Source organism: Novosphingobium sp. BL-52-GroH (genome assembly GCF_044813085.1).
Lineage (GTDB): Bacteria > Pseudomonadota > Alphaproteobacteria > Sphingomonadales > Sphingomonadaceae > Novosphingobium.
The window spans coordinates 2,601,281-2,613,910 of record NZ_CP171152.1; the positions used below are offsets into that span (position 1 = coordinate 2,601,281).

General features: G+C 66.5%; 11 protein-coding genes. 5 read left to right on the forward strand and 6 right to left on the reverse strand.

Annotation, left to right across the window (positions count from 1 at the left end):
* Positions 1-37: 37 nt before the first annotated feature.
* The 3 genes from ACFFDA_RS25150 (at position 38) to ACFFDA_RS25160 (ending at position 5,221) form a co-directional block, all read left to right on the forward strand.
* On the forward strand, positions 38-790 hold the full coding sequence (locus ACFFDA_RS25150) for a response regulator (RefSeq protein ID WP_404479997.1): 753 nt from the start codon (positions 38-40) through the stop codon (positions 788-790).
* A 257-nt stretch (positions 791-1,047) separates the two neighbouring features.
* Positions 1,048-1,995: an intradiol ring-cleavage dioxygenase gene (locus tag ACFFDA_RS25155; protein WP_404479998.1), complete on the forward strand. Its 948-nt coding sequence runs from the start codon at positions 1,048-1,050 to the stop codon at positions 1,993-1,995.
* A gap of 70 nt (positions 1,996-2,065) precedes the next feature.
* Positions 2,066-5,221, forward strand: a complete 3,156-nt coding sequence (locus tag ACFFDA_RS25160; protein WP_404479999.1) for an autotransporter domain-containing protein — start codon at positions 2,066-2,068, stop codon at positions 5,219-5,221.
* Positions 5,222-5,321: 100 nt separating this feature from the next.
* Here ACFFDA_RS25160 and ahpF read toward each other — a convergent pair whose 3' ends face one another.
* The 3 genes from ahpF to ACFFDA_RS25175 all read right to left on the reverse strand — a co-directional run bounded on the left by ahpF (position 5,322) and on the right by ACFFDA_RS25175 (position 8,332).
* Positions 5,322-6,932, reverse strand: a complete 1,611-nt coding sequence (gene ahpF, locus ACFFDA_RS25165; RefSeq protein WP_404480000.1) for an alkyl hydroperoxide reductase subunit F — start codon at positions 6,930-6,932, stop codon at positions 5,322-5,324.
* 177 nt (positions 6,933-7,109) lie between these two features.
* Entirely contained in the window at positions 7,110-7,676 is a 567-nt protein-coding gene (gene ahpC / locus ACFFDA_RS25170; RefSeq protein ID WP_404480001.1) for an alkyl hydroperoxide reductase subunit C, read from the reverse strand.
* Between the two features lie 191 nt (positions 7,677-7,867).
* Complete coding sequence (locus ACFFDA_RS25175) at positions 7,868-8,332, reverse strand: YaiI/YqxD family protein (RefSeq protein WP_404482873.1); 465 nt, start codon at positions 8,330-8,332, stop codon at positions 7,868-7,870.
* 104 nt (positions 8,333-8,436) lie between these two features.
* Between ACFFDA_RS25175 and ACFFDA_RS25180 the strand changes: the two genes are divergently transcribed.
* On the forward strand, positions 8,437-8,985 hold the full coding sequence (locus tag ACFFDA_RS25180; RefSeq protein ID WP_404480002.1) for a DUF4274 domain-containing protein: 549 nt from the start codon (positions 8,437-8,439) through the stop codon (positions 8,983-8,985).
* Between the two features lie 29 nt (positions 8,986-9,014).
* Here the strand turns inward: ACFFDA_RS25180 and aroC are convergent, their stop codons facing one another.
* On the reverse strand, positions 9,015-10,094 hold the full coding sequence (gene aroC / locus ACFFDA_RS25185; protein ID WP_404480003.1) for a chorismate synthase: 1,080 nt from the start codon (positions 10,092-10,094) through the stop codon (positions 9,015-9,017).
* 193 nt (positions 10,095-10,287) lie between these two features.
* Between aroC and ACFFDA_RS25190 the strand changes: the two genes are divergently transcribed.
* Positions 10,288-10,608, forward strand: coding sequence for an antibiotic biosynthesis monooxygenase family protein (locus ACFFDA_RS25190; protein WP_404480004.1), 321 nt, complete (start codon positions 10,288-10,290; stop codon positions 10,606-10,608).
* 394 nt (positions 10,609-11,002) lie between these two features.
* On the opposite strand, the gene ACFFDA_RS25195 is transcribed toward ACFFDA_RS25190, so the two are convergent.
* Both ACFFDA_RS25195 and ACFFDA_RS25200 read right to left on the reverse strand, forming a co-directional pair.
* Complete coding sequence (locus tag ACFFDA_RS25195; protein ID WP_404480005.1) at positions 11,003-12,292, reverse strand: hypothetical protein; 1,290 nt, start codon at positions 12,290-12,292, stop codon at positions 11,003-11,005.
* Between the two features lies 1 nt (position 12,293).
* Positions 12,294-12,584, reverse strand: coding sequence for a hypothetical protein (locus ACFFDA_RS25200; protein WP_404480006.1), 291 nt, complete (start codon positions 12,582-12,584; stop codon positions 12,294-12,296).
* Positions 12,585-12,630 lie beyond the last annotated feature (46 nt).

Here is a 12,630-nt window from a genome sequence, read left to right on the forward strand (position 1 = left end):
TATCCATAGGGAAGGAATGATCCTAGAACCGCATGCAATGGACCTTCAGACCCGTATCCTCATCGTCGACGATGACGAGGGCATCCGCTCGCTGATCGGTGAGTTCCTCGCCAAGCACGGCTACGAGACGGCGACGGCCGCCGATCCGCTCGAAATGCGTGCCCTCCTCGCGAACGAGGCGTTCGACCTCATCGTGCTCGACGTCATGATGCCGCGCGAGGACGGGCTCACCGCCCTTCGCGCGCTGGGCGCCGATGCGCCGCCGGTCATCATGCTCTCGGCCGTGGGCAGCGACGTCGACCGCATCGTCGGGCTGGAAATGGGCGCCGACGACTACCTCGCCAAGCCCTGCAACCCGCGCGAGCTGCTGGCCCGCATCCGCACCGTGCTGCGCCGCCGCGCGGTCGCCCCGCCGGCCGCCGGGGAGATCGCCCGGCCACGCGCGATGGAAGTCGATTCGGGCGACTGCCTGCACTTCGCGGGCTGGCGCATGGACCTGGGCCTGCGGCTGTTGTTCGATCCGACCAACGCGGTGATCTCGCTGTCCGACGGCGAGTTCCGCCTGCTGCGCGCCTTCGCCGAGCATCCGCGCCGGGTGCTGACCCGCGACCAGTTGCTCGACTGGTCGCGCGGCGAGGATTCGGACCACTACGACCGGGCCATCGACGTCCAGCTCTCGCGCCTGCGCCGCAAGCTGTCCGAAGGACAGGGCGGCAGCGACATCATCCGCACCGTGCGCAACGAAGGCTATCTCTTCGTGCCTGCCGTCGGGACGCCCGGCGAGAAGTAGGCACATCGTCGTCCGGGACCCGATCCGGGACCGTGGGCAAGGTCGTGCCCGCGTCGCCTCCGGGCGCAATCGCAGCAGTCGCCCGTCGCGAGCCTGTCGCCTGAAGTTTCCGGCATGCGCCGGGATGACGACGTGACGCTTCGCTATTTCGCAACACGCGCAAACTTCGCGCAATCCACCTGAAATCCGTCGGCAACCCCCGGCGCACAGTCCTCGCGATACAGGACCGGCACGTCGTCGGGCGCAAGGAGGACGAGATGGGTAATCGGGAGCGTGGGGAGGAGCCCCATCATGGCCACGGACTGGCCGAGGACCTGCGGGCGGTAAGCCGCGAAATGTTCGCTCGCCGGCGGGCGCTGGCCTTCCTCGCGAGCGCGGGCACCACCGCGGCGCTGGCCGCCTGCGGGGGCGACGACGGCGGCACTTCCTCGACCTCGTCGGGAACCGGCACCACGACCTCCTCGACCTCCAGCACGAGTTCGTCGACCAGCTCGTCGTCCACCTCGTCCTCCACGACGTCGGGCGGGACGAGCGACGCCAGTTGCATCGCCGATCCCACCGAGACCAACGGGCCCTATCCGGCCGACGGCACCAACACCGCCAGTGGCGCGACGTCGAACGTGCTCACTCAGAGCGGTATCGTGCGCTCGGACATCCGCTCCAGCTTCATCGGCTCGACCACCACGGCGACGGGCGTGCCGCTCGAGATCGAACTCCAGCTGGTCGACGTCAGCAACGGGTGCGCGGCGATTTCCGGCGCGGCGATCTACGTGTGGCATTGCGACGCCTACGGCCGCTACTCGCTCTACAGCAGCGGGGTCACCACCGAGAGCTACCTGCGCGGCGTTCAGGTCACCGACGCCGAGGGCAAGGTCACCTTCACCACCATCTACCCCGCCTGCTATTCGGGCCGCTGGCCGCACATCCATTTCGAGGTGTTCACCGGCGGGCTGACCTCGGCGAGCACAGGACGTACCGCGACGCTGATCTCGCAACTGGCGATGCCGGCGGCGACCAACACCGCGGTCTTCTCCGGCGACACCACCTACACCGCCAGCATCGCCAACTACAACGCGATCTCGCTCTCGTCGGACAACGTGTTCGGCGACAATACCTCGGCCCAGTTGGCGCAGATGACGCCCACGCTCAGCGGCAGCGTGTCGGCCGGATACACCGGCACCGTGGTGATCGGCATCGCAACCTGAACCGGGCCCCCTGACCCGGCCGCTTCGACCTTCTTCCAGATAAACCGCACATCCTTTCGGGACGCAAAAAATGTCATCGTTGCACACCACTTCCAGCCTGGGCGCCCTGGTGCTCGCCCTCGTTTCCGGCCCGGCGCTGGCCGACACCACCATATCGGGCGACACCACCACCGCGCTGTCGACGTCGACCGCGGGCGCCATCACCGTCAAGGCAGCCGGGGAAATCGCGCTCGACAGCGGCACCGCGATCACCGTCGACAACGATTCCACCGTGACGATGAACGGCACGATCGAGATGGGCGATGCCGACAACGCCAAGGCCATCTCGATCGCTTCGGGCACCACCTCCACCGTGACGGTCGGCGACGACGCGGTCATCAAGGTCCTGGAAGACTACAGCGTCGACGATGACGACGACGATTCCATCGTCACCACCGGCATCGCCTCGGCGACGGACCGCGCCGCCATCTCCACGACGGGCGACGCTTCGGGCACGATCCTCAACGAAGGCGCGATCTCGGTCGAAGGCCAGAACTCGGGTGGCATCGTGCTCGGTGGCAAGTGGACCGGCGACATCACCAACTCCGGCACGATCAGCGTCATCGGCGACTATGCGACCGGCATCTCGACGCAGGCCGTGGACGGCAACGTCACGGTCGAGGGCAACGTCTCGGCGGTCGGCTACGGGGCCAGCGCTATCAGCGTGGCCGGCGACGTCAGCGGCGCGCTGACCATCCAGGGCAGCGTGACCAAGGGCTATTCGTATAGCAACCAGGACGGCGACACGATGGTCCTGTCGCGCGCGGCGCTGCGCACGGGCACCGCGGCGGTCTCGGTCACCGGCAGTGTCGACGGAGGCATCTACATCGCCGCGCCTCCGGTCGACGACGATTCGGACTCCGACGACATCGACGGCGACGGCGTCGACGACAGCGACGAGGGCACCGGCGTCATCACTTCCTACGGCAATGGCGCGGGGCTGCAGATCGGCGGGACCACCGACACCACGATCGGCGCGGTCGCCGCCAACGTCGGTACGTATTCGCTGGCGATCGAGGGCTCGATCACCGCGAACTCGTACTACAGCAACACCAATGCCTATGGCGTCATCATCGGCGGGCAGGGCGGCAACGTGACGCTGACCGACGGCATCGGCGTGTCGGGCACGCTGTCGGCGATCTCCTACGACACGTCCGCCACGGCACTGCTCATCAACAAGGGCAGCACGGTCAACAACCTCTACAACAGCGGCACCATAACCGCCTCGCTCAGCTCGGCGGGCGAAGGCACGACGGTGGCCATCCAGGACCTGTCCGGCACCCTGACCTCGATCACCAACACCGGCTACATCACCGCCAACGGATCGAGCACCGACAGCCGTACCGCGCTCGACCTCTCGGCCAACACCACCGGCGTGACCATCACCCAGTACCTCAACGACGCCGACGCCGAGACCCGCGCCGACTACGTCGAGGACAACGACGAGGACGATCCCACCGTCTACGCCAAGATCTACGGCGACATCCTCACCGGATCGGGCAACGACACGATCACCTCGTCGACCGGCGAAATCGAGGGCGACACCTACTTCGGCGCCGGCAACGACACCCTGTCGCTGTCGGACGACGCCACCTACACCGGCGACGTCTACTTCGGCGCCGGCACCGGCACTGCCAGCCTGTCGGGCACGTCGGTCTATTCCGGCACGATGGACTTCGCGGGCGAGGCCGGCACCGTCACCATCAACGATACCGCGACCTACTCGGGCAAGTTCACCAATGCCGGGAACCTGGCCGTCACCGTCAACGGCGGCACGCTGATCCCCGACGAGGCGACCACCGTCGCCTTCGACACCCTGACCGTCGGTTCGTCCGGCACGATCGGCGTCTTCGTCGACGGCGACGAAAGCTCGACCCTGGTGGTCAACCACGCCACGCTGGCGAACGGCGCCAGCGTCAGCGCGACCGTGAACAGCCTCGCCACGGCGGAAGGCACCTACACCGTGCTGACCTCGGACGACCTGACCATCGACGGCTCGCTCACCTCGTCGGTCGACACGCCATTCCTCTACAACGGCTCGGTCACCAGCGACGACAGCAACGTCTATCTGACGCTGGCCCGCAAGACGACCGACGAACTGGGCCTGACCAAGTCGCAGGCCGCCGCCTGGGACGCGATCTATTCGACCGCGCAGAACGACGACGACATGACCGACAGCCTGCTTCAGGTCGAGGATTCGGCGACCCTGCGCACCCAGACGGCCTCGCTGCTGCCCGATCACGCGGGCGGCGTGTTCAAGGCCGTGACGATGGGCGACCGCCTCGCCGCGCGCCATATCAGCGAGGACACCTCGATGTTCGAGATTTCCGACGTCGGCGGCTGGCTCGAGCCGGTCTACTGGCGCGCCAGCAAGGAGGCGACCGGCACCGCCAGCTACAAGGCCAGCGGCTGGGGCCTCTCGGCCGGCTTCGAGCGGCACACCGACCTCGGGTACTTCGGCGTGTCCTACGCCTGGCTGAAAAGCACGGTGAAGGACAACGGCGGCACCGGAAACCTCGACATCGGCCAGCACGACTTCGGCGCCTTCTGGCGCACCGCCAAGGGCCCCCTGATGGCCTGGGCGCGCGTGGGTGCCTCGCGCATCTCGATCGATTCGACGCGCACCTACACCGGCACCATCGACGACACCGACTTCACCTACGACGCCGACGGCAGCTGGAAGGGCTGGCTGTTCTCGGGGCTCGTGGGCGCGAGCTACAAGTTCGACATGTCGCGCCGCTTCAGCCTCAAGCCGAAGCTGGAGCTGGAGCAGATGTGGCTGAAGGAGAGCAGCTACGACGAGACCGCCGACAGCGACGCCATCGCCCTCTCCGTCGCCAGTCGTACCAGCAAGGCCTTGACCGCGACGCCGACCGTCACCGCCTCGTACTCACTGGGTGCGATCTCGCCCGACTGGCGCCCGCTCACTTTCTCGTTCGAGGGCGGGCGGCGCGAAGTGCTGACCGGCAAGCTGGGCAACACCACCGCGTACTTCAACGGCGGCGACAGCTACGATGCGGGCGAGGCCTTCACCATCGTCGGCGACAGCCTCAAGGGGGCCTGGGTCGGCGAGGCCAGCGTGCTGGCGGGCGGCTACGACTTCACCTGGAAGATCGCCACGCGCATGGAAAAGACCAGCACCAGCTCCGACAAGTCGATCCGGGCTTCGTTGAGCGTGGCGTTTTGAATACCCGTCGTCCCGGATCAAGTCCGGGACGACATGCCGAATAACAAGACGGGCGGGAGTCTTCCGACTCCCGCCCGCCTCTCGTTGACCGGCGTAAGGCTCAGGCGGCCTGCGTTTCCTTCTGGGCAGCCTGCGCGATTTCCTCAGGCGCCTCGTTGCGGATCAGGTAGTCGAACGCGGAGAGCGCCGCCTTCGAGCCTTCGCCCATGGCGATGATGATCTGCTTGTAGGGCACCGTGGTCACGTCGCCCGCCGCGAAGATGCCGGGCAGGTTGGTGGCGGCCTTCTCGTCGATGACGATCTCGCCGCGGCCCGTCAGTTCGAGGCCCGAGCCCTTGAGCCATTCGGTGTTGGGCACCAGCCCGATCTGGACGAACACGCCTTCCAGCTCGACCTTGTGCTCCTGGCCGGTGTTACGGTCCTTGTAGACCAGCGCGTTGACCTTCTCGCCATCGCCTTCGACCTCGGTGGTCTGGGCGGAGGTGTGGATGTCGACGTTCTTCATCGAGGCCAGCTTGTCGACCAGCACCTGGTCGGCGCGCAGCTTGCTGTCGAACTCGATCAGCGTGACGTGGCCGACGATGTTGGCAAGGTCGATCGCCGCCTCGACGCCGGAGTTGCCGCCGCCGATCACCGCCACGCGCTTGCCCTTGAACAGCGGGCCGTCGCAGTGCGGGCAATAGGCCACGCCCTTGTTCTTGTACTGCTCCTCGCCGGGCACGCCCAGGTTCCGCCAGCGGGCGCCGGTGGTGAGGATCAGCGAGCGCGCCTTGAGCGATGCGCCATTGGCGAACACGACTTCGTGGAAGCCGCCGACTTCGGTGGCGGGGATCAGCTTTTCCGCGCGCTGCAGGTTCATCACGTCGATGTCGTACTCGGCGACGTGCGCCTCCAGCGCGGCGGCCAGCTTGGGACCTTCGGTGTAGGGGACCGAGATGAAGTTCTCGATGCCCATGGTGTCCTGCACCTGCCCGCCGAAACGCTCTGCCACGATGCCGGTCGAGAAGCCCTTGCGCGCGGTATAGACCGAGGCTGCGGCGCCTGCGGGACCACCGCCGACGACGAGCACCTCGAAGGGCTTCTTGCCCGCCAGCTTGGCGGCGGCCTTGGCGTCGGCGCCGACATCGAGCTTGCCGAGGATCTCCTCGATGCTCATCTTGCCGGAGCCCCACATCGTGCCGTTCAGGAAGACGGCGGGAACGGCCATGACGCCGCGCTCCTCGACTTCGGCCTGGAACGTGCCGCCTTCGATCAGGGTGACGTCGGCGTGGGGGTTGTTGAGCCCGATCAGCGTCAGCGCCTGCACCACGTCGGGGCAGTTGTGGCACGAGAGCGAGAAGTACATCTCGAACGTGTGGCTGCCCTCGATGGCGCGGGCCTGTTCCAGCACCTCGTCGGAGACCTTGGGCGGATGGCCGCCGGCCCACAGCAGGGCGAGGACCAGCGAGGTGAATTCATGGCCGAGCGGCAGCCCGGCGAAACGCACCCAGGCGCTCGCGTCGCTCGCGCGGCGGATGATGAAGCTGGGGCGGCGCTTGTCGTCGCCGTCGAACGTGGCGGTGACCTTGTCCGAGAGCGAGGCGATGGTGGTCAGCAGCTCGCGGGTCTCGGTCGATTTCGCATCGTCGCCAAGCGAGGCGACAAGCTCGATCGGCTCGCGCAGCATGCCGAGATATTGCGAGAGCTGTTGCTTCAGGGTGGCGTCGAGCATGTCAGGGTCCTTTTTCCTAAACTCCTCCCAGCGAAGCGGGGAGGGGGACCATCCAAAGGATGGTGGAGGGGGGCGGGGCGGTGCGCAAAGCGGTCCTGCGGCCCGCCCCCTCCGTCAGCCCCTCGCGGGGCTGCCACCTCCCCGTGGCTCGCGGCCACAGGGAGGATTTGGTCGTCTTTAGAGCTTGCCGACGAGGTCGAGCGAAGGAGCCAGCGTCTCGCCGCCTTCTTCCCACTTGGCCGGGCAGACCTGGCCGGGGTGCTCGCGCCAGTACTTGGCGGCCTTGATCTTGCGGACGAGCTCGACCGCGTTGCGGCCCACGCCCTCGGGGGTGATCTCGACGAGCTGGATCACGCCGTCGGGATCGACGACGAAGGTCGCGCGGTCGGCCAGGCCGGCTTCTTCACGAAGCACGCCGAAGTTGTTGGTCAGCTTGTGGTTCTGGTCGCCGAGGAACGCGTACTTGATCTTGCCGATCTTGTCCGAGGTGTCGTGCCAGGCCTTGTGGCTGAAGTGGGTGTCGGTCGACACGCCGTAGACTTCGACGCCCAGGCCCTGCAGCGTTTCGTACTGCTCGGAAAGGTCTTCCAGCTCGGTCGGGCACACGAAGGTGAAGTCCGCCGGGTAGAAGAAGAACACGGCCCACTTGCCGGCGATGTCCGCCTCGGTGACGTCGAAGAAGTCCTTGCCCTGCTGGAAGGCGGTGTTGGTGAACGGCTTGATGGTGCTGCCGACGATACCCATGGATGTATTTCCCTCGTTGGGTTGGTGAAACTGACGAGACGGAGATAGGCCGGGGGTGTGACGATTTTAAGCGCGTTGATCCGATTGGCCTCATCGGGTGAGGCGATCACGGCAAGGCGGATTGTGCGGCTGTGTCGATGAGATGCGATCGACCATCCCCTCCTTCGCGGGAATGAAGAATGTCGTAGCGCCTAGCGGCCGGCCCGCAGCATCCGCACCAGCACCTCGTCCAACGCCGAGAGGAACCGCGACCTGTCCTGCTTCCCGAACGGCGGCGGTCCGCCGACGATGTCGCCGCCGGCGCGCAAGTCCGCCATGATCGCGCGGGTGGCGACGGCGCTGCCGATCGAGGCGGTGGTGAACGGCTTGCCGTTGGGCGCCACCACGCTCGCGCCCAGCTTCAGGCAGCGGTCGGCGAGCAGGATGTCGGCAGTGATGACCACGGCGGCGACGCCCCCGTCGGTCTCGATCGCCTCGACGATCCAGTCGTCGGCGGCGTCGAAGGCGTCGCTCACCACCTTGCGGGTTATCAGCGCGCTTTGCGGCACGCGGATCGGGCTGTTGGAGACCACCACCACCGGGACCTTGTGGCGAAGCGCCACCTTGTAGGTCTCCTCTTTCACCGGGCAGGCGTCGGCGTCGATCAGGATGCGCAGAACGGGAACTCACATAAGGGAAGCATCAGGCCTTCTAATGCCCCCGTGCTCGCTTGTCGAAGCGAGCGGATTGACCCGTGTCGGAAAAAACGGATTGTGCCGACATGGACGACGATGACGAGATGGAACGGTTGCGCGCCTGGCTGCCCGGCCAAGGCCCGAAGACCTGGCATCAGGTCGCGCTGAGCTGGAACTGGGGCAACGGCACGACGATCCTCGACTGGCTTCTCGACCAGCCCGATTGCGATCGTGGCACGGCGATCGCACTGTATCTGCTGGGCGACCCCGATTTCTATGCAGAACGCTTCCCGTCGCTGGAGGCGATGCGGGAGGCGGGGTATTCCCAGTTGAAGACAGCCGAGTTCCTGGCCGGTATCTGCCGTCGTTGGGGCGAAGGCGCGTTTCCAGACTATCGCTTTCATCCCGGATTTTGGTGGGGCGATGCGTCTTCTCGCTGGCAGGAGGTCCCTCCGGGCATGGTGAAGGCAATCGCGCCCTGGCCAGTTCCGGCATCTATGGTAGCGATTCCACTGCGTGGCGAGGCCGTCGATATTTCGCGCTTCACGGAGGGCATGCCGAATGCCTGGATCGCGCCGCAAGACGAAACGAGGTCGCTGCTGGCTCGGCTCCGGGCACTGCTTGCGTTGAAGTGAGCGTGGCTACGCGGGTGAGCGACCTGCTCTCACCCGCACTGCCCGCGGTGCAGCAGCTTGTGGTCGGCCAGCACCAGCGCCATCATCGCTTCCACGACGGGCACCCCGCGGATGCCGACGCACGGGTCGTGGCGGCCCTTGGTGAACATTTCGGCCGCCTCGCCGTCGCGGGTGATGGTCTGTTGCGGGGTGAGGATCGAGGAGGTCGGCTTGAAGGCGACGCGGCACGTTACCGGCTGGCCGGTGGAGATGCCGCCGGCGATGCCGCCTGCGTGGTTCGCAAGGAATTCCGGCGCGCCGTCGGGGCCCGTTTCCGAAGGCCGCATCGGGTCGGCGTTCTGTTCGCCCGTAAGGCGCGCGGCGGCGAAGCCGTCGCCGATCTCGAAGCCTTTGACGGCGTTGATGCCCATCATCGCGGCGGCGAGGTCGGCGTCGAGCTTGCCGTAGAGCGGCGCGCCCCAGCCGGCGGGGACGCCGCTGGCGTAGCATTCCACGACCGCGCCCACCGACGAACCCGATTTGCGCGCATTGTCGACGATCGCCTCCCAGCGCTCGGCGGCGGCGGCATCGGGGCAGAAGAAGGGGTTGTTGCCGATCTCCTCCTCGTCGAACTTGCCGGGATCGATCATGTCGCCGCCGATCTCGGAGACATAGGCGAGGATCTTGACTTCGGGGATGACGAGGCGCGCCACCGCGCCCGCGGCCACCCGGCTCGCCGTCTCGCGTGCCGAGGAGCGGCCGCCGCCGCGATAGTCGCGAAAGCCGTACTTGGCGTCGTAGGCGTAGTCGGCATGCCCGGGCCGATAGGCCAGCGCGACCTCGGAATAGTCCTTGGAACGCTGGTCGACGTTCTCGATCATCAGGCTGATCGGGGTGCCCGTCGTCCGGCCCTCGAACACGCCCGAGAGGATGCGCACCGCGTCGGGTTCCTGGCGCTGCGTGGTGTACTTCGACTGCCCCGGGCGGCGCGCGTCGAGGAAGGGCTGGATCACGCCCTCGTCGATGGCAAGGCCCGGCGGGCACCCGTCGACGACGGCGCCGATCGCGGGCCCGTGGCTTTCGCCCCAGGTGGTGAAACGGAAAAGGCGGCCGAAGCTGTTGACGCTCATGGTTCCGCGCCTTGTCGGCAAATGCGCGATTTGTCCAGTGGAGCGCTTGGGACGATACTGGCGCCCGACTGTGTCCCAGCTCAGGACGGTTGGCATCGCAATGGGTGTAATCGATCTCTTTTCCTGGCCCGTTGGGCTCGCAATGGACCCATCCCCCCTTGTCGACGGCGCCCGGCGTTAGCAAAGGAGAACCATGTTCCTCGTGGTCTTCCGCAACCGCAAGCGCGCCGATATCGACGCCGACGCTTATATCCATGACGCCGTCATGATGGAGGCGCTGGCGCACCGACAGCCCGGCTTCCTGCTGTTCCGCAGCTACACCGCCGACGACGGCGAAGTGCTGTCGATGTCGGAGTGGGAGGACGAGGACGCGGCGATGGCCTGGGCGCATCATGCCGAACATCTCCTCGTCCAGCACCGCGGCCGGGCCGAGTACTACGAAAGCTACACGCTCTATTCCTGCGATTCCCCGCGGGTGCATCGCTTCGAACTGAACGGGGTTACGCAGGCCTGAGCCCGGGTGCGGTCTCGCCGAACGGTGGGGGCGATGGTGCCGGCTACAGGATTCGAACCCGTGGCCCCCTGATTACAAATACTAGTAATTGACGGGTTTCTGCGGGTTACAACGCCTAAATCGTTCCAACAAGTTCTCTATTTTGTAGATTTGTTGGAAGGGTCTGAATGCCACTCGTCAAAGGCCAGAAGCTCGATATCCCGGCCCCCTTGGAATTCGGCAGGATCTATCCGCTTTCCGTCCTTTGCGATGGCGATGCCATGCAGGCGGAGATCCGACATGAACTGCTTCAGGTCATGCTCAGTGGGCTCCGCCAACTTGCTTAACATCCTTGAGGCAGCCGCGTGTGTTCGGCCCGATCTGCGGCCGCCTACCTGGATGCGATAAAATTCCGTCACGCGCTCTGCTCCTGGGCATCGTCGGCGGGCTTCGCCTTCACCGGCGTATCGAGGCTGTCCGCGATCGCGGCGGCGGTGATGGTGGCGTCGATCGGGCCGTAGACCTTGAGCATGGCGTTGATCGACTGCAGCGAGTGGCCGGTGATCGCGGCGATCATTTCCTTGGGCATGCTGCGCCGGCGCAGGCGGACGACCCGGGTACGGCGCAAGTCGTGCCATACCAGGTCCGTCATGTGCGGGCGCTTCGTCGCCTCGGCGGCCGTCTCGAGGATCTTCGTCCAGGCGCGGATGAAACCGCGCTTGTCCCAGGGCAGCCCGGTCTTGTCGTCGACCAGGACGTAGGTCAGCAGGCGCTGGGGTTCGGCCGCGCGATCGCGCGCGCGGTTGGTGCGGATCGCGGCTTCCACGCGCGAGCGGATCTCCGGCTCGAGTGGGATCGCCATGTCGACGCTGTAGTCGTCGTTCGACGTCTTCTTCTGGCTGAGAACCCAGCCCATGACCTTGCCGTCTTTCCCGGCGAGCTTCTCGCGCAGGCTTTCGCTATGGAGATTGAGCTCGGTCACCTGCGCCTCGGTCATCTTGATGAGGTCGCCCTCGCGCTGGGCGGTGTAGAGGGCGAGCTCGAGGGCGAGCGCCATGTTGGGCATGCCCAGCTTGTAGGCGGCGGCCGTGAAGGCGGCATCGTCGTCCGCTTCCCAGATCGTGCGGCGCGGCGCCGGCGCGCCCAGCTCGAAATTGGTGGCCGGGTTGCTGCCCTTGGGAATGATGTCCCTGCGCTCGGCGAAGGCCATGACCTGGCGCAGCGTCTTGAGCATGTTGTAGGTGGCCGAGTGACCGATGCCGCCCTTGTCCACCGGCTTGGCGTTGGCGTCGCGCAGGGTCTGCACGCGTGCCGGCGTGATGTAGGCGATAGGATGCTTGCCCGCCCAGATCTCGAGGCGCTTGAGCCCGGTCTCGTAGGCCTCGCGGGTTTTCTCGGCCAGGCGATCCTTCCCGTTCGGCTTCTTGCCGTTCACGACTTCGCGGCGGTAGCGCTGGATGAGGGCGCCAAAGGTGCCGGCAGGATCCTTGCGCTCGATGCCGCCCGGCCGCATGGCACCGGCCTTCCACTTCGCGACGTCCTCGTTTCGGGACTGCGCCGCCGCCATGGCGACGGTCATGTTCTTGCCCAGCGACACCGGGCGCCACCCGGCGGCCGCGAGCGTCTTGCTCGGCTGCCAGTACCAGCTGGTGACGCCGGCCTTGTTCGTCTTGCCGACCAGGCAGGGGATGGTGATCTTCGCCATGTCAGGCTCCCTGGCGCTTGCGGCGGCCGTCTTCCTGCGCCTGGCCATCGACCAGGTTGGAGACGAAGGCGGGGGAAAGGCGGCGCTCGAGGTGGCGGCAGAGTTCTGCATGCCTGAGTAGCGCGGCCGAGATATCGGCGAGGAAGCCCTCGTGCAGCTTGGCCTGGCCGGACAGTAGCCGGGTCATCATGCGCTCGCTGCAGCTAATCGCTTCGGCGGCCGAGCGGGATCCGCCCAGCGCGCGGACGGCGAGTTGAAAGAATTCGAGTTGGGTGATGTGGTTTGCCATCATGGGGCCTTTCTGCCCGGGAGCCGGCCTGATGCCGGCGTCCCATCGG